The sequence below is a fragment of the Enterobacter cloacae complex sp. OE43NF genome, assembly GCF_023544405.1.
Classification (GTDB): domain Bacteria; phylum Pseudomonadota; class Gammaproteobacteria; order Enterobacterales; family Enterobacteriaceae; genus Enterobacter; species Enterobacter cloacae.
Genome location: NZ_JAMJFW010000004.1, coordinates 1 through 21909, shown reverse-complemented (window position 1 = coordinate 21909; position 21909 = coordinate 1). Strand labels below are relative to the sequence as shown.

Here is a 21909-nt window from a genome sequence, read left to right as displayed (position 1 = left end):
TGTTAATTGTTTAGAACATTAACCCGAATATTTTCAAGGTGAGCGTGCCGTCTGACGACGACCTCCGCTTCTTTCATTTTCGACCAGTTGGCGATAATATTTTTCGCCTGCGCTTCTTTCGTCATATCGACGTCATTCACTTTCACCACCACATCACCCTGTTTCAGTCCTGTTTCACTGTAAAAAGGCGAAGCATTGCGTGGATTAATGTTAAAGCCTTCCAGTTGGCCTTTATCGATTAACGGCTTTAACACCAGATAATCATCGAGATGCAGACTGTCCGCGCCGGCATCTTTTTTCGATTTCGTCACCGGGCTATTGCCTGCATCGCCCTTAAAATAAGGCGGCTGTTTGAGGGCGAGCGTTTGCTTCGTGCCTTCATACTGAACAACCACGTTATCTTTATTAATTTCATCCACATATGCGTCATCGAACCCCACCAGCGGCTCCCCTTCCCGGTAGCTCTGCTGCCCGGCGGGGGTCTTAATCACGGCGAACGACAGCCACGACTCATCGCTGCGGATGATGCCTTCAATTTCTGCAGACAGCGGCGCTTTTACGCCGCCGGAACGTCGGCCTGACGGACCGCAGCCGTAAAAAGACCAAACGTTTTGTCACTGTTACGCGGTTTTAGCGGCGTTTTATCAGCATTCGCTAACTTATTCGTAACCTTTTTATAATCTTTAAAAACGACATAACCCTGCTGGCTGCAAAAAATTAGCATGACTAGCATTATGCAGGGCGTCATTAGCCTGGAAAGGAATGCGTTCCTCATTATTATCGGGCCTTTTAGCAAAGCAGGAATTCGCAGCGGTATGCTGCATAACTTAGTGAGCAAATAGTAATAAGCGTGACCAGTGCAAACCACCGGCTTCGCTATTAACTTTAATGAAGAAAATGATTGACCGGAAAAAAAGGGAGTGTTAGATGCGGCCTGACAGGTTATTTTTACTCTGGTGTTAAATTGACCATGACAGGGGCTTACCGTACTTTTCGCCCATTGCTATTAAAGAGAAGAGACGGTAAGTCGTTATGTATCAGAGCCATTTTAAATTCAGTACCCCGCCGTTCAGAAATATCACCCGCAAGTCGGGCGATTTTCTGGTGCCTTATCATCAGGATGTGTTTAATCTTCTGAAAGAGAAAAGCCAGCAGGCAGGGATCACCGGGCTCTTTTACCACGACAGCGAACTGCTGGGGCAGTTCAGCGATGCCCTCAAAGCCAACAGCAAATCGGTGCTCTGCATTAATGCCTTTCCGAAGCTGAGCGCCAGTAGCCTGCTCTTCAAACTCAACCCGGTAGCGAAAGAGAAGAACAAGCTCCAGGCGGTTGACGCTATTATTCGCCTGTGGCGCGATGCGAAGTCGACCCATAAGGTGCTGGTCATTTCCCAGGCGCAGGCGATGAAGGCCAGCGGCTATGACGTGCTGGGCATACTGCTTACCCGTGCGCAGGAGCTGGATGTTCGCCTGTCGATTGTGCTGATGGGCACGGCCGACCAGGAAGTGATGCTGAAAGCCTCTGCCCTGCAGGAATATGTGCTGACCTGCCACACCCTGCGCAACCTGACCTGCCGCGAGTTCCTGAGCTACGTTGACGCCCAGTGCCACGAGCACGGCGCGGATGTCTCTCCGCTGACGCCCGCTCGCGTGAAAAAAATCCACGCCCTGACCAAAGGCAACATCAGCAAGCTGAACGAACTGGCTCATCTTTCCATGCTGGCCGCCTGGACCGAACGGGCGCCAAACGTTGGACCGCGTCATTTGCGTCTCGCCACCGGTGAAGCCCTGCCAGCGCCTAAGCGTGGTAAAACGCTGGCCTCCATCGGGTTGTTCGCGTCCGTCCTGTTCGCCGCCTGCGGCTGGATGATAACCTCGTCCATTACGGCAAAACTGCCGGTGGCGCTGCCAGTACCGGCCAGCTGGAAACAGCAGGTAAAAACGCCAGACGCGCCGGTACTGCCGGTTATCGAACAGGAGGTGGTGAATCAGCCCGATGCCATGCACCAGCTTTATGCCATGTGGGGCTATGACGCCTCTGCCGACGATGCCCTGTGCCAGAATGCCGCAAAAGTGAACCTGATGTGTAAACAGGGTAATGCCTCCCTGGACACGCTGGCTAATGACGGTTACCCGTGGGTGAGCGAGATTAAAACAGGCGATCACATTAATTACGCCGTCGTGGCGCGTGCCGGGAAAAATTCCCTCGATCTGCTGATGAACAACCGCACCTGGCAGGTGAGCCGCACGTGGTATAACCAGCACGCAACGGGCAATTACACCCTTCTGCACCGCCTGACCCCGTCAGGTAAAGACGAAATCACCGCCGCCAGCGACAGTAAAGATCTTGAGTGGCTGGATCAGCAGCTGAGCGTGGCGCTGGGCGAAAACGAAACGCACGATAAAAACTGGACGGCGGAACTGATGAAGCGCACCCGCGAATTCCAGGAAAAAATGCACCTCCGCGTCGACGGTATTCCGGGTGAAGACACTCTGATGCAGCTGATGCGCGAAACCCATACCACGCCGAGCGTGTTGATCCAGACAACCCAGGCTAACCCGACTACGCAAGAGAAGCACGCATAATGTCTACCATCTGCCTCGCTGCCCAGCGCAGCTATACCACCGGGGAACCGGTCTGGTTCTCATGGCGTTTGCCGTCATTCAGTAAAATTATCAGCGTGCTGACGCTCTGGTGTCTGGGGCTGTGCGCGCTGATCGTCGCAGGCCTGTATGCGCACGTGTACTGGAACCTGCGCCACCCGGCGCCGGTGATAAAAAAGGTGAGCGTCGCGAAGCCAGACACCACCCTTTCTGATATGCATTACGTGTATGTCACCAAACCGTTCCCGCACCCGCAGCCAAAGCCGCAGTCTGTAAAAGTGCAGGAAGATTTACCGCCGATGGACAATATGCCCATTAATAGTGACGAAAATGAGTGGCAGCAGGCACCTGATGGCGCATTGCCGGACAGCCCCGTCACGCATGATACTTCGCGCGATACCTTACCCGGCACCGAAGCGCACGAACAGGCGATGAAACACGCGCAGGCAACGCAGCCGGATGAAGACAATTCATTAAAAACGTTATTTATGCAGGCGCTAAAACAGCAGCAGGATGATATGGCGAAGGGAAAAATGCCCGCACCACCGGTTGACGAAACGCAAAATGCGTCTCCTTCGATAATAAAAGGAGACGCAGGAGGGGATTAATATTTTTCCGGCAGGGTGGTCAGGCTAATCAGTCGCCCTTTCTCGACCACAATATATTGACCTTTTTTCAGGTCTGAGAGAATTTTAATAATGGTGCTGCGTGCCAGGTTGGTGTATTCCTGAATATAATCATAAATATTAATATCTCGCTGATGATCAACAATCAGCTCGTTAATTTCTATCAGGAATTCACGGACGACGGAGTACGCGCTGCGGGCAACTAAAACATCATCCCGCTTGCTGAGCAAACAGATATACCATGCCAGCACTTTGGTCAGTTCAGGCCACAGCCCGTGCTGAGTCATTAACTGCTGGAATTGATCTTTATGTATGGTACGAACCACGGTATTACTGCGCACCACGCCCTGCATATGCGTAGAGTTGTAGAAAATAGCGGAGAGACCAAAGATACATTGTCCCTGTAGCGTAAACATACATAAGTCATCAGAACTGCGGCGGAACTCGACTTCTCCGCTGACGATAATGTGAATATTATCGGAGTTACAGGTTGATATTTTTTGCCATTTTCTTAACGTTTTTTCTTCATACCCGGCCGTTGCAGAAATAATGGCTTCCATTTCATGATGGGGACGTGTTTTTTTACCAAAAATGCTTAACATTATTATACCCAATTAAGATGTTTAAATAAGAAAATTGTCCGGCAAGGTGTTACGTTGCCGTAAAATGTGTTGGTATTCTTTTTGAAATTAAAAAAACCAAAAGAGGACTGTTTCTTTAATTTGATTCATGCTGTGAATCGATGAATCAATCTTAGATGAGGGCGATTTTAAATCAATTTACTTAAAATGAATTGAGAATGTACTTAAGATTAATCTTATGATCATGCTCACAAAAACGAGGCATTCGGGTTAATCCCGAAGGATTACCCCTGCCCGTATTTCTCTAAAAGTGCTTCGGCAATGGCCAGCGTTTCCACATCTGCCACGCCGTTCCACAGCTGCGGCCTGAAGTGCATCTGGAAGACCATAATGATGCGCTTCTGCTGAGCGGGGGTGCTGTTGTCGGGAACCTCGTAACCGTAACGCGCGAGCAAATCAAGTAACGCTGCGGTCTCCACGGCCTGATACCGTGGCCGCCCGTTCATATAGAACGCCACCCGGGACGCGTCGGGCCAGGCGCCAATCCCCTGCTCTGCAAGCTCGCGCCACGGGAACAGCGGACCGGGATCGTCCTTGCGCTGAGGCGCGATATCCGCATGGGCCACCACGTTCTCGGGTTTAATGTGATAGCGGGCAATAATGTCTTTTGCGAGCGGTACCAGGGCCGCAATTTGCGCGGGTTCGAACGGCGAAAAGTGTTTTACTCCGGCCGTTTTTTGCCAGCCGCGATTCTCAAGCTCAATGCCAACCGACGTATCATTAATACGGTTGGTGCCGCGCCAGAAGCTGATACCCGCATGCCAGGCCAGTTCGTTCTCGGGAACCAGCTGCCAGATGCGCGGTTTACCGTCCGGCGCGGGCGGCTTCGCCGGGATCAAATAGTGGGAGCTGACGTTCTTGTCCGTCAGCGTGGCCAGCGAACTGTCAAAGTCATCCGCCGTATAGTGGATAACCAGCACCTTGATGCGCGGATAGGCCGCCTGCGCCTGGTGGCGGGTATCCAGTTCATAGGCGCCTTTATCCACAATGCCTTTTTCCGTGGCGCACCCTGCCAGCAACAGCGCCAGCAGGAGTGTTGAAAACGCGCGTTTCATCGACGGGTTTTCACCGCCGTACCGCTTACGCTCACCATCAGCATGCTGGCATCTTTACCGACGGTTTCGTAGTCGATATCAATCCCCACAACCGCATCCGCCCCCAGTGCTTTGGCCTGTTCGCCCAGCTCCTTAAAGGCGATTTCCCGGGCTTTACGCAGCTCTTTTTCATACGCGCCAGAGCGGCCGCCGACGATATCGCGGATACCGGCAAAGAAATCGCGAAAAATGTTGGCCCCCAGAATGGCTTCGCCCGTGACCACACCGCAATACTCGGTAATCGGCTGCCCTTCCAGGGTTGGCGTTGTTGAAAACTGCATGGTTTCTCTCCTTCTTTAGCGTTCAATGCCTTAGCCCATAACTTCACCAGCATTATCGGTTCGTTACGCTATGATTGAAAGGATAGTTAATAAATAAGGAAATCAACATGCGCTACTCTGCTTTAACGCTTTTGGTGCCCTGCGCGCTGGTGCTCAGCGCGTGTACCACCACGGTCACGCCAGCCTTTAAGGATATCGGTACCCGCAGCGGCCCCTGTATAGAGGGCGGCCCGGATACCGTGGCGCAACAGTTCTATGATTATCGCATTCAACACCGCAGCAACGATCTCACCGGCCTGCGTCCGTATCTGAGCGATGGGCTGGCAAAACTGCTGAACGATGCCACGCGCGATCCGCAGCACAACGCGCTGCTGAAATCCGATCCGTTCTCCAGTCGCACGACGTTGCCGGACAGCGCCGAGGTGGCCAGCGCCTCGACCATCCCGAACACCGATGCGCGTAACATCCCCCTGCGCGTGAAGCTGACCCAGGGCACCCAAACCTGGCAGGATGAAGTGCTGATGATCCGCGAAGGCCAGTGCTGGGCGGTGGATGACGTACGCTATATCGGCGGGAGCGTACATGCCCCGGCAGGCACGCTTCGCCAGTCGATTGAGAATCGCTAAACCCACTGTTTCAGAATTGTAAACCCCGAAAAATGTGCGGCATTTCATGCGGAATGCCGACATTTATACTCGCCGACCTTGGGCTTCGCTATTTTGTGCTATGTTTAAGGGGTATTACGGGTTATATTTAACTTTTAACGCAGAAATATTGCATAACTATTCTGTCAACGGTACTATCTGCGGCCTCAATTGCTATAGATTGCCTGGATGAGTAAAGACTGCCCCGATGAGTATTAAACTAAACGGCATTAACTGCTTCTACGGCGCACACCAGGCGCTGTTCGACATCACGCTGGAGTGCCCGGAAGGCGAAACGCTGGTTTTGCTTGGCCCAAGTGGCGCGGGTAAAAGTTCTCTTTTGCGTGTCCTTAATCTGCTTGAAATGCCCCGTTCAGGAACGCTGGCTATCGCCGGTAACCACTTTGATTTTGCGAAAACGCCGTCCGATAAAGCGATTCGTGAACTGCGTCAAAACGTTGGCATGGTCTTCCAGCAATACAACCTCTGGCCGCACCTGACCGTCCTGCAAAACCTGATTGAAGCGCCCTGCCGCGTTCTCGGTTTGAGCAAGGATCAGGCGATGGCGCGTGCTGAAAAGCTGCTGGAGCGTCTGCGCCTTAAGCCCTACAGCGATCGTTATCCGCTGCACCTCTCCGGGGGTCAACAACAGCGTGTGGCGATTGCCCGTGCGCTGATGATGGAGCCAGCGGTACTGCTGTTTGATGAGCCGACCGCTGCGCTGGACCCGGAAATCACCGCCCAGATCGTGAGCATCATTCGTGAGCTGGCGGAAACCAACATTACTCAGGTCATCGTCACCCATGAAGTGGAAGTGGCGCGTAAAACCGCCAGCCGTGTGGTCTACATGGAAAACGGGTATATCGTTGAGCAAGGTGATGCGAGTTGCTTTACCAACCCGCAAACCGATGCCTTCAAAAACTACTTATCTCACTGAGAGTGCCAGGGAAAATGATAATGAAAAAAGTATTGATTGCCGCGCTGCTCGCTAGCGTCAGCCTTTCCGCTACCGCAGCCCAGACCATCCGTTTCGCCACCGAAGCGTCCTATCCTCCGTTTGAATCTATCGACGCCAACAACAAGATTGTGGGCTTCGATGTCGATCTGGCTAACGCGCTGTGTAAAGAGATCGACGCGACCTGTACCTTCAGCAACCAGGCGTTTGACAGCCTGATCCCAAGCCTGAAGTTCCGCCGTATCGACGCCGTGATGGCCGGTATGGACATCACCCCAGAGCGTGAAAAGCAGGTGCTGTTCACCACGCCGTACTATGACAACTCCGCCCTGTTTATTGGTCAGAAAGGGAAATTTACCTCTGTTGACCAGCTGAAAGGCAAAAAAGTGGGCGTACAGAACGGCACCACGCACCAGAAATTCATCATGGATAAACATCCGGAAATCACCACCGTGCCTTACGACAGCTACCAGAACGCGAAGCTGGATCTGCAGAACGGCCGTATCGATGGCGTGTTTGGTGACACCGCGGTAGTAACCGAATGGCTGAAAGCCAACGATAAACTCGCGCCAGTGGGCGACAAAGTGACCGACAAGGACTACTTCGGCACAGGTCTGGGGATTGCCGTTCGTCAGGGCAACACTGAGCTGCAGCAGAAATTCAACGCTGCGCTGGAAAAAGTGAAGAAAGACGGCACCTACGAAACCATCTATAAAAAATGGTTCCAGAAGTAATTCCTGATGAATGAAATTCTTCCTTTAGCAAGCGCCGCCGGGATGACCGTCGGCCTTGCCGTTTGCGCACTGATTATCGGCCTGGTGCTGGCGATGTTCTTTGCGGTATGGGAATCTGCAAAATGGTTCCCTGTCGCCTGGACCGGCTCCGCGCTGGTCACCGTGCTGCGTGGGCTACCGGAGATTCTGGTGGTCCTGTTTATCTATTTCGGTTCCTCACAGCTGCTGCTCACGCTGTCGGACGGCTTTACCCTCAATCTTGGTGTCGTGCAGATCCCGGTGCAGATGCAGATTGAAAACTTCGACGTCAGCCCGTTCCTCTGTGGCGTCATTGCCCTTTCCCTGCTCTATTCTGCGTACGCGTCGCAAACCCTGCGCGGTGCGCTGAAAGCGGTACCGCAAGGACAATGGGAATCTGGCCAGGCGCTGGGAATGTCGAAAGCGGCGATCTTCTTCCGCCTGGTGATGCCGCAGATGTGGCGTCATGCCCTGCCGGGTTTAGGGAACCAGTGGCTGGTGCTGCTGAAAGATACGGCGCTGGTGAGCCTGATAAGCGTTAACGATTTAATGTTGCAGACCAAAAGCATCGCTACCCGCACCCAGGAGCCGTTTACCTGGTACATTGTGGCGGCGGCTATCTACCTGGTGATCACGTTGCTGAGTCAGTACATCCTTAAGCGTATTGACCTGCGTGCGACGCGCTTTGAACGGAGACCAGGCTGATGCTGGACTATTTACCCGAGCTGATGAAAGGGCTGCACACCAGCCTGACGTTGACCGTGGCGTCCATCATCGTGGCGCTGATCCTGGCGCTGATCTTTACCATCATCCTGACGCTGAAAACGCCGGTGCTGGTGTGGATTGTGCGCGGCTATATCACCCTCTTTACCGGTACGCCGCTGCTGGTGCAGATCTTCCTGATTTACTACGGCCCGGGCCAGTTCCCGTCGCTACAGGAGTATCCGGTTATCTGGCATCTGCTCTCTGAGCCGTGGCTGTGTGCCCTGATCGCCCTTTCACTGAACAGCGCCGCCTACACCACTCAGCTGTTCTACGGAGCGATCCGCGCCATTCCGGAAGGACAATGGCAGTCCTGCGGCGCGCTCGGCATGAGCAAAAAAGATACGCTGGCCATTTTGCTGCCGTACGCCTTTAAGCGTGCCCTCTCCTCTTACTCCAACGAAGTGGTGCTGGTGTTCAAGAGTACCTCGCTGGCCTACACCATCACCCTGATGGAAGTGATGGGCCACGGGCAACTGCTGTATGGACGCACCTACGATGTGATGGTGTTTGGCGCGGCAGGCGTGGTGTATCTGGTGGTTAACGGACTGTTGACGTTGATGATGCGCCTGATCGAGCGTAAAGCGCTGGCATTTGAGCGCAGAAATTAATCACATAAATGCATAAAACGGTATTGATAAAGCGGGTAACCTGATGGGTTATCCGCTTTTTTTTATTCCACAATAAATATTTAATCATTTATATTGAATATAAATTCATTAAGTGGCATTGTACTTTCATAAGACCTACAGACGGGAGTATTACAATGAAAAAGTTAGTTCTGGCCGCATTACTGGCAACGTTTGCCGCAGGCGCAACGGCTGCCGATAAAATCAATTTCGGCGTTTCTGCCACGTATCCACCATTTGAATCGCTGGATGCCAGCAACCAGATCGTGGGTTTTGATATCGATCTGGCAAAAGCGCTGTGCAAACAGATGCAGGCCGACTGCACCTTTACCAACCATGCCTTTGACAGCCTGATCCCGTCCCTGAAATTTAAAAAATACGACGCGGTGATCTCCGGTATGGACATCACGCCAGAGCGTAGCAAGCAGGTGGCCTTCACCGACCCGTACTACGCCAACTCGGCGGTGGTCATCGCGAAGAAAGGGGCTTATAAATCCTTTGATGAGCTGAAAGGCAAGCGCATCGGGATGGAAAACGGCACCACGCACCAGAAGTACCTGCAGGACAAACATCCTGAAGTGAAAACCGTGGCCTATGACAGCTACCAGAACGCGATTATCGACCTGAAAAACGGCCGTATCGATGGCGTATTTGGTGACACCGCGGTCGTCAACGAATGGCTGAAAACCAACCCGCAGCTCGGTACGGCAACCGAAAAAGTGACCGATCCGCAGTACTTCGGTACGGGTCTGGGCATTGCGGTGCGTCCGGATAACAAAGCGTTGCTGGCCAAACTGAACGGCGCGCTGAAGGCGATTAAAGCTGACGGTACGTATCAGAAAATCAGCGACCAGTGGTTCCCGCAGTAACTTTTTTTGCCGGGTGACGGCTTCGCCTTACCCGGCCTACGGGGGGAGTTGTAGGCCGGGTAAGCGCAGCGCCACCCGGCACTCTCTCACAACGGCACGAAGAACCTGAACCGCGCCCCGCTCACCGACTCCATCAGCCTGATCCCTCCCCCGTGTAGTTCCAGCATCCGTTTGACAATCAACAGCCCTAACCCACCGCGATTCTCCCGCGTTGCCTGCGGATTCAACGCTGAAGGCCGCTGGAACAGATCGTCGCGCAGCGCGGCATCCACACCGGTTCCTGAATCGGCCACCTCAACCTGTAGCTTTTCATTCTCCTGCCATACGGCGAGACGGATCTTGCCGCCGGTGGGGGTATGGCGGATGGCGTTATCCAGCAGATTGGTCACCACGCGCTCTATCATCGAGACATCGGCATACACCAGCGGCAGCGGCCCGGGAACGTCTATCTGGAGCTGAAGCTCGCGCGTGCGAGCCGTGAGCTCAAACTTTTGCGCCACGTCGGAAATAAGCTCTCCCATCGCAAAACGCTCGCGCTGGGGCTTGATGCCGCCGTGCTCAAGACGCGCAAGCTCAAACAGCTGCTGTGACAGGTGACGCACCTTTTGCCCCTGACGCAACGCCGTGGCGAGGTATTGCTGATGCTCCTGCGGCGTCAGTGTGGCGGATTTCAGCGACAGCGTCTCCAGATAGCCCAGCAGCGAGGTCAGCGGCGTGCGTAAGTCGTGGGAAATATTGGCGATAAACTCCCGGCGCTGGCGGTCGCTGTCGGCCAGCTGATCCCACTGCTGGGTGATTTTGCGTGCCAGCTCGATAAAACTGTTACGCAGGAGCGCCACTTCATCTTTTGCTGCCACATCCGGCTGTTGGACCGCCAGCGCGCGTATCGCGCTCATGCTGTCATGCTCCAGCCCGGCCACTTCACGCGTCAATCGTTTAACCGGACGCGTGACCCAGTACCAGATCAGTAAGCCCGCCAGCAGGCCAAACAGCGCCACCCACAGCATCGACCAGAGCACCGTACTCCACAGCGCCTTGTGCCAGGCCATGTCCGCCAGCGCGTTCGACTCCTCGCCCTGTAAAATAATATACAGATAGCCTTTAAGCTCGCCGTCCTGACGTAACGGCGTCGCGCTGAACACTTTCTTGTTCTGGCTACGCGGATCGTCGCCAAAAACCGGCATGGCCGCACCGCTGAGGAACTCCTGTACCGGCGCGAGATTGATGCTTTGTCGCTGAATATGGCCCGGCGGGGCGGCATCGGCCAGGATATCGCCATCCGGGGAGACGACGTACAGTTCCACGCTCGGGTTGAAGGTCATCAGCCTGTCAAAGAGCGGTTTCAGCGCGGTACGGTCGACCCTGCCCTGGGCGTTCAGAATTGGTTCGCGCTGCACGATCTGTTGCGCCAGGCCGCCAGAGAGACGCTGAACCATGGCGTTACCATACTGCATGCTGCTGTAGAGCTGGACGGCGCAGGCGACGGCGGCACAGAGCATCATCAATAAAATGAACAGCAGCGTCAGGCGCTGGCTCAGGCTAAAGCGGCGCATCATGGTGCGGCTCCGCAAATTTATAACCTTTGCCCCAGACGGTGCGAATGATCTCCGGCTCGGCAGCGTCTTTTTCAATCTTGATGCGCAGGCGGTTGATATGGGTGTTAACGGTATGCTCGTAACCTTCGTGCTGATAGCCCCACACCTGCTCCAGCAGCGCCAGACGCGAGAAGACCTCGCCAGGATGGCGGGCAAAGAAGTACAGCAGTTCAAACTCGCGCGGGGTGAGATCCACTATCTGGCCGTGAAGCAGCACGCTGCGGGCCAGCGGGTCGATTGTCAGGCCATGCGCCTGAATATTCCCGGCACTCTGCGCCTGCCCCATCGCCTGCTGGCGGCGGAACAGCGCCTTAATGCGCGCAATCAGCTCCTGCACCGAGAACGGCTTTGCCAGATAATCATCCGCGCCGGTTTCCAGGCCGGTGATCCGATCGGTTTCGCTGCTGCGGGCGCTAATAATGATCACCGGCAGGTAGCGGGTCATCTGGCGAATACGACGGCAAATCTCCAGGCCGTCGACGTTGGGGAGCATGAGATCGAGGATCACCGCGTCCCACGGCTGTTTTTCAAGGCACTGTAACGCGTTGCCGCCGTCGGGCTCGTGGGTGATGATGTAGCCTTCATCTTCTAAATTGAGTCGCAGAAGTGCCGCGATATCGTGGTCATCTTCCACCAGCAGGATCTGCTTCATGGGTAAGCCTTATTTCATCTCTTATGACGTAAGCTTACCTGATTTCGCAGGGTTGAAGAGTTCACATTTTGTTGAAGATTTTGCGGATGTCATGCCGGGTGGCGGCTACGCCTTACCCGGGATGCGGGTTAACAACGTCAACACTTCATAATGCGCGGTATGCGGGAACATATCGAAAAGCTGAACGCGTTCAATGCGGTAGCCCGGCAGGTGAGCGATATCTGTCGCCATGGTACGGGCGTTGCAACTGGAGTAAATAATGTAATCCGGCGCCATCTGGCTCAGATAGTCGCACAGCGCCTTGCCAATGCCCCGGCGCGGCGGGTTGACCAGCACCAGCTCCGGTACGTTGCCCTGGCCGGTCGCGAACTGCGTGGAGTCCAGCGCCTGGAAGTGCAGATTGGTTAATCCGAGCTCAGCGGCAGACTGTTTCGCGCAGGCAATCGCTTCGGCGGCGATCTCAATCCCGGTCAGCTGCATCTCAGGCGTGGCGCAGTGCAGACCAAAGCCCCCGACACCGCAGAACAGATCCCACATATGATGGATGTTTAACGCCCTCACCCAGTCGCGGGCGGTGGCATATAACGCACTCGCCACCGTCGGGTTGGTCTGGAAGAAACTTTGCGGGCGGATCCACAGCGGCACGTCGTTGAACGTTTCCGCCAGTGCATGCTGCCCGGTGAAGAAGATCTCTGTCTCCCCCTCCATAATCGCCATATGCACCGGCTGAATATTGGCGGTAATGACCTTCAGTTGCGGAAGCTGCTCCTGCAGCCACGGCAGCGCCGCGCGCAGTTGTTCCAGCTTGGCTTGCGAGCGCAGCACGAAACGCAGCATCATACCGCCGTCCATCTGGCTCTCGGTCAGGAGGAGATATTTCAGCTCGCCGCGCTTACGGGCGACGTTATAAGGCGTTAACCCCGCGCGGGCAATAAACGGTTTGAGTGCCGCGAAGACCGGCTCAAACGAGGCAGGATAAAGCGGGCAGCCGGTGAGATCTTCCGGCGTGCCGTCGCGATGCAGCATGCCCAACAGCGGTTTTTCTACGCTGCCGCTGACCACCATTTTGGCTTTATTACGAAAACCCTGCTCCGGGCCGCTGACGGGGGCGCACCACTCGCCCACCGCATGTTCAGCCAGCAGGTGTTGCAGGTCGGCCATTTTGGCGGTGAGTTGTTGAGAGACCGGCTGTTCTATCCACTGACAGGAGCGGCAGCGTCCGGCGTCATAGAGTGCGCACTGCATAGGAAAACCTTAAGAATAACGAGGGCTGCGATTATACACATTATTGCAGGCGGAAGAACCGCCGGCTTGAGGCTGGAGCAAAGAGCAGCAGGAGCACCAGCATATCGGGTAATTTCTGCATGACCAGCGCATGGAAGATCTCACGTTTGGATCCACCGGCAATGCTGAACAGCTCCGGATAACCATAGCCCAGCGAGGCGGCCCACAGATAGCTGGCGGCGGTCACCTGCGTCAGCAGATAGACCCAGCGCGCCCAGTTGCGCCCTTTAACCAGCGAAAACGCGCAGTAGATTTCGATAAACACCAGCACAAGGCTGCTGAGGAATACCAGCGTGAGGTTCCAGGTTTGCACGCTGCGGTGAATGAACTCACCGATGCCGCGCGCCCCCAGGGTGTTGAGGATCATCAGTACATCAAGACAGCGGATCATAATAATAGCGAGCGCCGCCACCTGCACCAGCGCAGGTACGTTTGGACGAGCGTGCGTAAGACGTGATTTTTTTAATAATCCCAATGTTTTACTTCCCTGAAAAACAGTGCCGCGTCATGCGCGGCACATCACTGGAAATAATAATTCCTTCAGCCGCGTCTTGCACGCTGGATATCGCGCACGCGCTGCTTTTCCGCGCGCGCCATCAAATACCAGGCGATAAATCCGACAATTCCGACCACGCCGAGGATAATCGACGCCAGGGCGTTGATCTCCGGGTTCACCCCCATGCGCACGCTGGAGAAGACCAGCATTGGCAGCGTCGTCGCCCCTGGCCCGGAAACAAAGCTGGCGATCACCAGATCGTCGAGCGACAGGGTAAAGGCCAGCAGCCAGCCGGAGATCACCGCAGGCATAATCATCGGCAGCGTGATGATGAAAAAGACCTTCACCGGCGTGGCACCGAGATCCATCGCCGCCTCTTCAATGGAGCGATCCAGCTCGCGCAGACGCGAGGAGATGACCACCGCCACGTACGCGGTACAGAAGGTCACATGCGCCAGCCAGATCGTGAGCATGCCGCGATCCGCCGGCCAGCCAATGGCATGCGCCAGCGCCACAAATAGCAGCAGCAGCGACAGGCCGGTGATCACGTCCGGCATCACCAGCGGCGCGGTGATCATAAAGGCAAAGCCGTTCGAGCCGCGAAAACGCCCGAAGCGCACCATCACCAGCGCGGCAATCGTGCCCAGCACGCAGGCCATTGTGGCCGCCAGCGCCGCGATGGTCAGGCTCAGCCCCACCGCACTCATCATCGCATCGTCGTGAAACAGTTCGCTGTACCAGCGCGTCGACCAGCCTGCCCATACGGTGACCAGTTTGGAGCTGTTGAACGAGTAGATCACCAGCATCAGCATCGGCGCATACAGGAAGGTAAAGCCGATCACCAGGATCGCAATTCGCCACGGAGAGCGCACTACCGGTAAGTTGTTCATCCGTGGTCTCCCATCTGTTTCTGCTGATGCTTGTGGAACCACATGATCGGCACGATCAGCAGCAGCAACATCACGATCGCCACCGCGGAGGCCACCGGCCAGTCGCGGTTATTGAAGAACTCCTGCCACAACACGCGGCCAATCATGATGCTGTCCGGGCCGCCGAGCAGTTCCGGGATCACAAACTCCCCAACCGCCGGAATGAACACCAGCATCGACCCGGCGATAATCCCGCCTTTGGTCAGCGGCACAATCACGCTGAAGAAAGTCTTCAGCGGACGGGCGCCCAGATCCAGCGAGGCTTCCACCAGCGAGTAGTCGATACGCGTCAGTGCCGTATAGATCGGCAGCACCATAAACGGCAGGTAGGCATATACAATCCCGATATAGACCGCGAGATTGGTGTGCAGAATAGTCAGCGGCTGATCGATAACCCCTAACCACATCAGGAAGTTATTCAGCACCCCGTTATTTTTCAGGATCCCCATCCACGCGTAGACGCGGATCAGGAACGAGGTCCACGACGGCAGGATCACCAGCAGCAGCAGAATGTTGCGCGTCGAGGGCTTACTGTGCGCCACCGCCCATGCCAGCGGGTAGCCCATCAGCAGACAGCAGAGCGTGGAGATGGCCGCCACCTGCAGCGACTGCAGGTAGGCTTCGACATAAAGCGGATCTTCCGTCAGCTGCAGGAAGTTGCCAAGGTTAAGCGTCAGCGTCAGCTGTCCGTCTGCCCAGTCCAGCAGATTGGTGTAGGGCGGGATCGCCCGCGCCATTTCCGCCAGGCTTATCTTGAAAACGATCAGGAACGGCAGCATGAACAGCAGGATCAGCCACACGTAAGGCATGGCAATCACCAGCTTGCGGCCGTGGTTCATCTGCATGCGCGCCAGCCAGTGCGCAAAGCCGCCCGGTTTTTCGACGCGGGCTGGCGGTTCAAGTGTACTCATTGGCCGCTCCTTATACCGTCAGCACGACACAACTGTCCGCATCCCAGCACAGACGCACTTCGTCGCCCCAGGTCGGCAGTCCTTTACGGTAGCGATGTTCGTTTTGCAACTGGGCGCTGAGCATCTGCCCGCTCTTCAGACGGACGTGGTAGATAGAGAGATCGCCCAGATAGGCAATGTGCACCACTTCGCCCACGGCAAAGTTAAAGCCATCGGCCGGAGGATCTTCACAGAGCATGATTTTCTCCGGTCGCAGGGCGATATAGACCGGCACGTTGTCTACCACGGAGTTATCCGGGTCGACCTTCAGCGGATGCTGCAGCCCCGGCGATTCGATGATCAGCCCGTCTTCTTCACGCGCTTTCAGCAGCCCTTCAAAAACATTCACCGAGCCGATGAACTCCGCGCTGTATCGGGTAGTCGGGTGTTCATAAATCTCTTCCGGCTCGCCAATCTGCACGAACTTACCGCGGTTCATGATCGCGATACGCCCGGCCATGGTCATGGCCTCTTCCTGGTCGTGGGTGACCATCACGCAGGTCACGCCTACGCGTTCGAGGATATCCACCACTTCGAGCTGCATACGGTCGCGCAGTTTTTTATCCAGAGCACCCATCGGCTCATCAAGCAGCAGCAGTTTCGGGCGTTTCGCCAGGCTTCGGGCCAGTGCCACTCGCTGACGCTGACCACCAGAAAGCTGGTGCGGTTTACGCTTCGCGAACTCCTGCATGTGCACCAGGCTCAGCATCTCCGCCACACGCGCGGTGATTTCGGCTTTTGGCAGCTTGTCCTGCTTCAGGCCAAACGCGATGTTCTGCTCCACCGTCATATGCGGGAACAGTGCGTAAGACTGGAACATCATGTTAATCGGACGCTGATACGGCGGTACGCTGGAGAGATCCACGCCATCCAGCACAATCTGCCCGGCGGTAGGTTGTTCAAACCCGGCCAGCATGCGCAGCAAGGTTGATTTACCGCAACCAGACGCCCCGAGAAGGGCAAATATTTCGCCTTTGTAGATAGTCAGGCTGACGTCGTCCACGGCATGCTGGCCATCGAAAGATTTGGTGAGGTTACGAATTTCAAGTAGCGGGGTCAGCGCTTTACGGACTTTCGCCTGCGGGCGGGGGATCGCGTCATTCACGGGGTGTTCTCCGGCATAGATCAAAACTGGTGCAAACGCACCGTCAGGGTGCGCATCGCCGGGCGGCGCGAACGCTTGCCCGGCCTACGGGTTGTGTCGGCCCGGTAAGCGATAGCGCCACCGGGCAACGTTACCAAACGCCGTTATTTCCCGCTTTTCACCTTGGTCCACGCACGGGTACGTACGCGGTCAATTTTTGGATCCTGAACTTTCAGGGTGAAGAGCTTGGCAAACACATCCGCTGGCGGATAGATAGCCGGATTATTACGGATCTCTTCGCTAATCAGTGGCAAGGAGGCCTTGTTACCGTTGGCGTAGTAGACATGGTCGCTGATATGAGCAATCACTTCCGGACGCATCAGGTAGTTTAGGAACTGATACGCTTCATCTTTGTTTTTCGCATCGGCAGGCATGGCGAAGACATCAAAGAAGGCCAGCGCCCCCTCTTTCGGAATGAAGTAGGAGACATTCACGCCGTTTTTCGCCTCTTTCGCGCGGTTAGCCGCCTGCCAGACGTCCCCTGCCCAGCCAATTGCCACGCAGATGTCGCCGTTAGCCAGGTCGTTAATGTACTGTGAAGAGTGGAAGTAACGGATATTCGGACGCAGCTTCAGCAACAGATCGGTCGCCGGGCCGGTGTAGTCATCCGCCTTGTTGCTGTTCGGATCTTTGCCGAGATAGTTCAGCACGGTGGCGAAAATCTCTTCCGGGGCATCCAGGAAGGAGACGCCGCAGCTTTTCAGCTTCGCAAGGTTCTCCGGCTTCAGCACCACGTCCCAGCTGTCCAGCTTGACGTCCGGGCCCAGCGCCGCTTTGACTTTATCCACGTTGTAGCCAATACCGGTGGTCGCCCACAGATACGGCATGGCGTATTTGTTCTCCGGGTCATGCTTAGAGACCAGCTTCAGCACTTCCGGGTCGAGGTTTTTCCAGTTTGGTAACTTGCTCTTGTCCAGCGGCTGGAAAACGCCTGCGGTCAGCTGACGCTCCAGGAAACTTGCGGACGGTACCACCAGGTCAAAACCAGTGCTGCCTGCCATCAGTTTGCCTTCCAGCACTTCGTTGGAATCAAACACGTCGTAGACCACTTTAATGCCGGTCTCTTTTTCAAAATTAGCCACCGTGTCCGGGGCAATATAGTCAGACCAGTTATAAACATGCAGCGTTTTTTGTTCCGCAGCGAGCGTGCCGGCAGAGACGGCCATCAGAGCACCCGCAACCAGACCCGATAACCATTTTTTATTCAAGGCGATCATAGTGTTATTCCTTCTGAAAGCTCGTTAACAAACGAACCAAAACTGTGCAATCTGGATATATGCAAAAATCATGCATAGTTTGTCGCTCTGCTCAAAATAAAAAGAAACCTCTTTACCCGGCAGGATCCGCTCGCTTTTTTAAGCATCGCAAGAATAACTGTAGCCCGTGTCTCCGGCTATAGCCCAGACGAAAAAACGCCTTTTATCAATTTTTTATGCAGGTTATGTCTACGTGATAAGCCGAAATGGCCTTTGAGGAGGTGAAAAATTCTTTAAAGAAAGGTTAAAAGCAGCAGAATAAATGGCGTTATGCAGCCGCTCTGGCAGCGACTGCGCAAAAGTCAGACAGGCTTAGTGAAGAAAATTGGGAGATGCATCATTATTCTCTGCATCGTCTTCCGCGCTGTACAGCAGATGGTGTGCATTGGCTTCCATCATTACCATTGAAATTTGCTCTTCACTCAAACGCATAAACCAGGCGAACTGCTTGAAGGAGAGCCCCGCGCCGGAGAACAAAGACTGGCAAACGACCAGTTTTGGCAGATTATCATCCTGTATATCGAGGAATGCTTTCACCGTCAAAGAACTGGCGTTGATCGCAGAGAGGTCAGAGGCCAGCGCCAGCAGCGCAGATGGCTTAACTTCTGCCAGCGCAGAGAAGAGGATCACGTCGTTAATGAGATCGATTTTGGCATCAAAAATGCCGTCGAAATTCTGCATGTGAGGCAGATGCAGCGCCTGGCAGGAATCACATTCAAAGAAGGTGATACCGGCATCATCAAGCCATTGACGTAACGTATCCAGTGTTGGAACGACCTGTAAATCCATCGCGGTGGAGCCTCTTTAGTAAAAACTTCGCATAGGGTACTCAAAAAGTGCGCGGTAATCCATTTAACCACCCGTTTTAAGACAGTAGCCCGGCGTGGCATGACGCTCAATCCATGCAATCATTTTACCTGCAATATCGACACCGGTGGTTTTTTCTACCCCTTCCAGCCCGGGCGAGGCATTCACTTCCATCACCAGCGGCCCGCGCGTTGCGCGCAGAAGGTCTACGCCTGCCACGTCCAGCCCCAGCGTTTGCGCCGCTTTCACGGCAATCTCCCGCTCGCGCTCGCTGATATCAGCAACCCGCGCAACGCCGCCCCGGTGGAGGTTGGAGCGAAAATCGCCCTCTTTCGCCTGACGCTCAATGGCCGCCACCACCTCATTGCCCACCACGAAACAGCGGATATCGCGCCCTTTGGCCTCTTCGATGTACTCCTGCACCAGAATGTGCGCATTCAGGCCGCGGAAGGCGTCAATCACGCTCTCTGCCGCCTGTCGCGTCTCTGCCAGCACCACGCCAATACCTTGTGTGCCTTCCACCAGCTTGATGACCAGCGGCGCGCCGCCCACCATGTCGATCAGATCGCTGGTGTCGTCCGGTGAGTGAGCGATGCCGGTGACCGGGAGATCGATCCCCTGGCGGGCGAGCAGCTGCAGCGAGCGCAGCTTATCCCGGGCGCGGGAAATGGCGACAGATTCGTTGAGAGGATAGCTGCCCAGCATTTCAAACTGGCGCAGCGCGGCCGTACCGTAATAGGTGATCTGCGAGCCAATGCGGGGGATCACCGCATCAAAATGCGGTAGCTTGCGGCCTTTGTAATGGATCGAGGAAGCTGCAGGGTCAATGTTCATATAGCAGGACATCGGATCGAGGATCTCAATCTGATGTCCGCGTTTTGCCGCCGCTTCTCGCAGGCGTTTGCATGAATAGAGCGTTCCATCCCGGGACAAAATGGCAATTTTCACCCTGCACCTCTCTAAAGACATGGGAAAAGCCTGCGTATCATACCGAATGGACTAGCGCGTCGCCCAGCCCTGTTTGTGCAGATAATCGAGAATAAACGGGCGATTTTCTTTAATGATGGTACGGCGGATGTGGTCGCTCCAGGTATCGCGGCGGTTATTGCTGCCGCGCGTCATGTAGTAGTGCGCCAGCTCTTCATCGTATTGATTCAGAACATCCTGGTCGACCGGCTGGTAGTGGTTTTCATGGACCAGCATCGCTGCAGGCAGGCGCGGCTTGAGATCCGGGTTGTCAGCAGGCCAGCCGAGGCAGAGACCGAACAGGGGCAGGACGTGCTTCGGCAGCTTCAGCAGTTCGGTTACGCTTTCAATATTGTTACGCAGCCCGCCGATATACACGCCGCCTAATCCCAGCGATTCCGCCGCCGTAAAGGCGTTTTGCGCCATCAGCGCGGTATCGACCACACCCAGCAGCAGCTGTTCTGCCAGCCCCAGCTCGGCTTCAGGGCAAATTTGCAGGTGGCGGTTAAAGTCAGCGCAGAATACCCAGAACTCGGCGGCCTGGGCTACATGCTTCTGCCCGCCCGTGAGCGTCACCAGCTGCTCGCGCATGGCCTTGTCGGTAATACGAATAATCGAACTGCACTGCAGGAAGCTGGAGCTGGAGGTGGCTCTGGCGCTGTCGATGATGGCCTCACGCTGCGCCTCGGTAATGGGCTCATCGGTGAAGTGGCGGATAGAACGGTGGGAACGGAGCAGGTCAATTGTTGGCGTCATCGTCTCTCTCTTTGTCTTGCTTAATACGTGTGGCAGCCAGTATAGGCAATGATGCGCGGCATGTAATTGGCGAAACATAGCTCAAGGGTATTAAAGCGACAGGCGAAACCTACTTTAATGACGGCAGGTTATCGTGCACTATACGTGTCATTCGCCGTCAGGCTTTTTTTTTGAGGAGAGAGAAATGTTTGCAGTAATTTTTGGTCGTCCAGGATGTCCTTACTGTGTGCGCGCAAAAGAGCTGGCTGAAAAACTGACTGAAGAGCGTGATGACTTTAACTTCCGCTATGTGGATATCCACGCAGAAGGCATCACCAAAGCCGATCTGGAAAAAACCGTGGGTAAACCGGTTGAAACCGTACCGCAGATCTTCCTCGATCAGAAACACATTGGCGGCTGCACCGATTTTGAAGCTTACGCTAAAGAACATCTGGGTCTGTTTGCCGCTCAGTAATCACTAAGCAAACCCCGCGCCCTGACGTGGGGTTTTGTCTATTTGCCAGTCATTGCTTTTTCGCTTAACCCAATAGAATTGAACCATATGAAGCATGGATTAGCCTGTTAATCCAGTGCGCGTCTTGCGTTTTGCCCTACCATTTCCTTGAAATTTTGGCCGATTGTAGGCCGGGTAAGCGCAGCGCCACCCGGCATTGTTGACAGCCAGGTTGCTATAAATCTTCCTGAACGGCAGTAAAAATGTCTCTGCTCCCGGAACTGTCGGTTAATTCTTTTTAAGCTGCCAGTACGGCAGTGCACCCACCCAGTATCGCGCTGGCTCGTTTCCCGCTTTTCTAAGCTGCCTGTACGGCAGTGCACACACCGCCCGTCTGCCGCTGCCATTTATTTGCTTTCTGAGCTGCCTGTACGGCAATGCACACTTCCCTGTCGTGAACGAGCTGCAGCCGGAATTTCTAAGCTGCCTGTACGGCAGTGCACACTGTCTGAAAAAAGGGACGGCCAGACCTACTTTTCTAAGCTGCCTGTACGGCAGTGCACCAATCAGGTCAGTGGAAAGGCATGACGCTCGCTTTCTAAGCTGCCTGTACGGCAGTGCACTTCATAAGTAACCGCGCTGCTGGCCAGCATCTTTTCTAAGCTGCCTGTACGGCAGTGCACTCTGGGCGGGTGTCAGGTAAGGATAGAGTAATTTTCTAAGCTGCCTGTACGGCAGTGCACACCGATCTGATTACCGCCATGTTGCGGAGCTCTTTCTAAGC

The 21909-nt window shown here is 55.0% G+C and carries 23 protein-coding genes, 1 pseudogene and 1 CRISPR repeat array; of the genes and pseudogenes, 9 read left to right on the top strand and 15 right to left on the bottom strand.

The window, feature by feature from the left end; translation table 11 throughout:
* Window positions 1-2 precede the first annotated feature (2 nt).
* A pseudogene (gene gspC, locus M8370_RS03160) lies at window positions 3-733 on the bottom strand (type II secretion system protein GspC).
* Between the two features lie 299 nt (window positions 734-1032).
* Here gspC and M8370_RS03155 point away from each other — a divergent pair.
* Both M8370_RS03155 and M8370_RS03150 read left to right on the top strand, forming a co-directional pair.
* On the top strand, window positions 1033-2586 hold the full coding sequence (locus M8370_RS03155) for an ExeA family protein (RefSeq protein ID WP_095439961.1): 1554 nt from the start codon (window positions 1033-1035) through the stop codon (window positions 2584-2586).
* Window positions 2586-3212 (top strand): type II secretion system protein GspB, cryptic system variant, encoded by a 627-nt coding sequence (locus M8370_RS03150; protein WP_013097356.1) that lies wholly within the window; start codon window positions 2586-2588, stop codon window positions 3210-3212. Before M8370_RS03155 ends, M8370_RS03150 begins: the two co-directional genes overlap by 1 nt.
* Here the strand turns inward: M8370_RS03150 and M8370_RS03145 are convergent.
* The 3 genes from M8370_RS03145 to M8370_RS03135 all read right to left on the bottom strand — a co-directional run bounded on the left by M8370_RS03145 (window position 3209) and on the right by M8370_RS03135 (window position 5246).
* Window positions 3209-3832, bottom strand: a complete 624-nt coding sequence (locus M8370_RS03145) for a helix-turn-helix domain-containing protein (RefSeq protein WP_013097357.1) — start codon at window positions 3830-3832, stop codon at window positions 3209-3211. The two genes, M8370_RS03150 and M8370_RS03145, sit on opposite strands and share 4 nt — an antisense overlap.
* A 263-nt stretch (window positions 3833-4095) precedes the next feature.
* Window positions 4096-4926 (bottom strand): N-acetylmuramoyl-L-alanine amidase, encoded by an 831-nt coding sequence (locus M8370_RS03140; protein ID WP_013097358.1) that lies wholly within the window; start codon window positions 4924-4926, stop codon window positions 4096-4098.
* Window positions 4923-5246: a heavy metal-binding domain-containing protein gene (locus tag M8370_RS03135; protein WP_006174327.1), complete on the bottom strand. Its 324-nt coding sequence runs from the start codon at window positions 5244-5246 to the stop codon at window positions 4923-4925. Before M8370_RS03135 ends, M8370_RS03140 begins: the two co-directional genes overlap by 4 nt.
* A gap of 107 nt (window positions 5247-5353) precedes the next feature.
* Here M8370_RS03135 and M8370_RS03130 point away from each other — a divergent pair, with 107 nt between their 5' ends.
* From M8370_RS03130 to artJ, 6 genes are all read left to right on the top strand, one after another.
* The gene (locus M8370_RS03130) at window positions 5354-5872 is read left to right on the top strand and encodes a lipoprotein (RefSeq protein ID WP_013097359.1); all 519 of its coding nucleotides are present in this window, start codon (window positions 5354-5356) and stop codon (window positions 5870-5872) included.
* 226 nt (window positions 5873-6098) lie between these two features.
* A complete protein-coding gene (artP, locus tag M8370_RS03125; RefSeq protein ID WP_013097360.1) occupies window positions 6099-6827 on the top strand; it encodes an arginine ABC transporter ATP-binding protein ArtP in 729 nt (242 codons plus the stop codon).
* Window positions 6828-6847: 20 nt separating this feature from the next.
* Window positions 6848-7579 carry an arginine ABC transporter substrate-binding protein ArtI gene (artI, locus tag M8370_RS03120; RefSeq protein ID WP_020689903.1) on the top strand — a complete coding sequence of 244 codons (732 nt, stop codon included), beginning with the start codon at window positions 6848-6850 and terminating at the stop codon, window positions 7577-7579.
* 6 nt (window positions 7580-7585) lie between these two features.
* Window positions 7586-8302: an arginine ABC transporter permease ArtQ gene (gene artQ, locus M8370_RS03115; RefSeq protein ID WP_013097362.1), complete on the top strand. Its 717-nt coding sequence runs from the start codon at window positions 7586-7588 to the stop codon at window positions 8300-8302.
* Window positions 8302-8970 carry an arginine ABC transporter permease ArtM gene (gene artM / locus M8370_RS03110; RefSeq protein WP_013097363.1) on the top strand — a complete coding sequence of 223 codons (669 nt, stop codon included), beginning with the start codon at window positions 8302-8304 and terminating at the stop codon, window positions 8968-8970. The genes artQ and artM overlap by 1 nt, the downstream gene beginning before the upstream one ends.
* A gap of 155 nt (window positions 8971-9125) precedes the next feature.
* Window positions 9126-9857, top strand: a complete 732-nt coding sequence (gene artJ / locus M8370_RS03105) for an arginine ABC transporter substrate-binding protein ArtJ (protein ID WP_013097364.1) — start codon at window positions 9126-9128, stop codon at window positions 9855-9857.
* Window positions 9858-9943: 86 nt separating this feature from the next.
* On the opposite strand, the gene M8370_RS03100 is transcribed toward artJ, so the two are convergent.
* From M8370_RS03100 to nfsA, 11 genes are all read right to left on the bottom strand, one after another.
* Window positions 9944-11413: a sensor histidine kinase gene (locus tag M8370_RS03100; RefSeq protein WP_048971432.1), complete on the bottom strand. Its 1470-nt coding sequence runs from the start codon at window positions 11411-11413 to the stop codon at window positions 9944-9946.
* The gene (locus tag M8370_RS03095) at window positions 11397-12104 is read right to left on the bottom strand and encodes a response regulator transcription factor (protein WP_029883196.1); all 708 of its coding nucleotides are present in this window, start codon (window positions 12102-12104) and stop codon (window positions 11397-11399) included. The genes M8370_RS03100 and M8370_RS03095 overlap by 17 nt, the downstream gene beginning before the upstream one ends.
* 105 nt (window positions 12105-12209) lie before the next feature.
* Entirely contained in the window at window positions 12210-13349 is a 1140-nt protein-coding gene (rlmC, locus tag M8370_RS03090; RefSeq protein ID WP_161670612.1) for a 23S rRNA (uracil(747)-C(5))-methyltransferase RlmC, read from the bottom strand.
* A gap of 40 nt (window positions 13350-13389) precedes the next feature.
* Complete coding sequence (locus tag M8370_RS03085; protein WP_020689898.1) at window positions 13390-13863, bottom strand: YbjO family protein; 474 nt, start codon at window positions 13861-13863, stop codon at window positions 13390-13392.
* 65 nt (window positions 13864-13928) lie between these two features.
* Window positions 13929-14774: a putrescine ABC transporter permease PotI gene (gene potI / locus M8370_RS03080; RefSeq protein WP_013097369.1), complete on the bottom strand. Its 846-nt coding sequence runs from the start codon at window positions 14772-14774 to the stop codon at window positions 13929-13931.
* Window positions 14771-15724 (bottom strand): putrescine ABC transporter permease PotH, encoded by a 954-nt coding sequence (gene potH / locus M8370_RS03075; protein WP_020689896.1) that lies wholly within the window; start codon window positions 15722-15724, stop codon window positions 14771-14773. Before potH ends, potI begins: the two co-directional genes overlap by 4 nt.
* 10 nt (window positions 15725-15734) lie before the next feature.
* Window positions 15735-16868: a putrescine ABC transporter ATP-binding subunit PotG gene (gene potG, locus M8370_RS03070; protein WP_013097371.1), complete on the bottom strand. Its 1134-nt coding sequence runs from the start codon at window positions 16866-16868 to the stop codon at window positions 15735-15737.
* A gap of 143 nt (window positions 16869-17011) precedes the next feature.
* Window positions 17012-18124 (bottom strand): spermidine/putrescine ABC transporter substrate-binding protein PotF, encoded by a 1113-nt coding sequence (gene potF / locus M8370_RS03065; protein ID WP_013097372.1) that lies wholly within the window; start codon window positions 18122-18124, stop codon window positions 17012-17014.
* Window positions 18125-18475: 351 nt separating this feature from the next.
* A complete protein-coding gene (locus tag M8370_RS03060; RefSeq protein ID WP_003858385.1) occupies window positions 18476-18952 on the bottom strand; it encodes a YbjN domain-containing protein in 477 nt (158 codons plus the stop codon).
* A 63-nt stretch (window positions 18953-19015) separates the two neighbouring features.
* Complete coding sequence (rimK, locus tag M8370_RS03055) at window positions 19016-19918, bottom strand: 30S ribosomal protein S6--L-glutamate ligase (protein WP_013097373.1); 903 nt, start codon at window positions 19916-19918, stop codon at window positions 19016-19018.
* A gap of 51 nt (window positions 19919-19969) precedes the next feature.
* Entirely contained in the window at window positions 19970-20692 is a 723-nt protein-coding gene (gene nfsA / locus M8370_RS03050; protein WP_013097374.1) for a nitroreductase NfsA, read from the bottom strand.
* 184 nt (window positions 20693-20876) lie between these two features.
* Between nfsA and M8370_RS03045 the strand changes: the two genes are divergently transcribed.
* Window positions 20877-21146, top strand: a complete 270-nt coding sequence (locus M8370_RS03045) for a GrxA family glutaredoxin (RefSeq protein ID WP_006809455.1) — start codon at window positions 20877-20879, stop codon at window positions 21144-21146.
* 274 nt (window positions 21147-21420) lie between these two features.
* Window positions 21421-21868: a CRISPR direct-repeat array (repeat unit 28 nt; unit sequence TTTCTAAGCTGCCTGTACGGCAGTGCAC).
* Between the last annotated feature and the right edge of the window lie 41 nt (window positions 21869-21909).

What these genes read in the sequence shown, in the direction of transcription:
- potI (WP_013097369.1), bottom strand. Translation starts at nt 14,774, where the DNA reads ATGAACAACTTACCGGTAGTGCGCTCTCCGTGGCGAATTGCGATCCTG.
- M8370_RS03060 (WP_003858385.1), bottom strand. Translation starts at nt 18,952, where the DNA reads ATGGATTTACAGGTCGTTCCAACACTGGATACGTTACGTCAATGGCTT.
- rlmC (WP_161670612.1), bottom strand. Translation starts at nt 13,349, where the DNA reads ATGCAGTGCGCACTCTATGACGCCGGACGCTGCCGCTCCTGTCAGTGG.
- potH (WP_020689896.1), bottom strand. Translation starts at nt 15,724, where the DNA reads ATGAGTACACTTGAACCGCCAGCCCGCGTCGAAAAACCGGGCGGCTTT.
- M8370_RS03150 (WP_013097356.1), top strand. Translation starts at nt 2,586, where the DNA reads ATGTCTACCATCTGCCTCGCTGCCCAGCGCAGCTATACCACCGGGGAA.
- M8370_RS03045 (WP_006809455.1), top strand. Translation starts at nt 20,877, where the DNA reads ATGTTTGCAGTAATTTTTGGTCGTCCAGGATGTCCTTACTGTGTGCGC.
- M8370_RS03130 (WP_013097359.1), top strand. Translation starts at nt 5,354, where the DNA reads ATGCGCTACTCTGCTTTAACGCTTTTGGTGCCCTGCGCGCTGGTGCTC.
- artM (WP_013097363.1), top strand. Translation starts at nt 8,302, where the DNA reads ATGCTGGACTATTTACCCGAGCTGATGAAAGGGCTGCACACCAGCCTG.
- M8370_RS03135 (WP_006174327.1), bottom strand. Translation starts at nt 5,246, where the DNA reads ATGCAGTTTTCAACAACGCCAACCCTGGAAGGGCAGCCGATTACCGAG.
- artJ (WP_013097364.1), top strand. Translation starts at nt 9,126, where the DNA reads ATGAAAAAGTTAGTTCTGGCCGCATTACTGGCAACGTTTGCCGCAGGC.
- M8370_RS03145 (WP_013097357.1), bottom strand. Translation starts at nt 3,832, where the DNA reads ATGTTAAGCATTTTTGGTAAAAAAACACGTCCCCATCATGAAATGGAA.
- M8370_RS03155 (WP_095439961.1), top strand. Translation starts at nt 1,033, where the DNA reads ATGTATCAGAGCCATTTTAAATTCAGTACCCCGCCGTTCAGAAATATC.
- artI (WP_020689903.1), top strand. Translation starts at nt 6,848, where the DNA reads ATGAAAAAAGTATTGATTGCCGCGCTGCTCGCTAGCGTCAGCCTTTCC.
- M8370_RS03140 (WP_013097358.1), bottom strand. Translation starts at nt 4,926, where the DNA reads ATGAAACGCGCGTTTTCAACACTCCTGCTGGCGCTGTTGCTGGCAGGG.
- artQ (WP_013097362.1), top strand. Translation starts at nt 7,586, where the DNA reads ATGAATGAAATTCTTCCTTTAGCAAGCGCCGCCGGGATGACCGTCGGC.
- artP (WP_013097360.1), top strand. Translation starts at nt 6,099, where the DNA reads ATGAGTATTAAACTAAACGGCATTAACTGCTTCTACGGCGCACACCAG.
- potF (WP_013097372.1), bottom strand. Translation starts at nt 18,124, where the DNA reads ATGATCGCCTTGAATAAAAAATGGTTATCGGGTCTGGTTGCGGGTGCT.
- nfsA (WP_013097374.1), bottom strand. Translation starts at nt 20,692, where the DNA reads ATGACGCCAACAATTGACCTGCTCCGTTCCCACCGTTCTATCCGCCAC.
- M8370_RS03095 (WP_029883196.1), bottom strand. Translation starts at nt 12,104, where the DNA reads ATGAAGCAGATCCTGCTGGTGGAAGATGACCACGATATCGCGGCACTT.
- M8370_RS03100 (WP_048971432.1), bottom strand. Translation starts at nt 11,413, where the DNA reads ATGATGCGCCGCTTTAGCCTGAGCCAGCGCCTGACGCTGCTGTTCATT.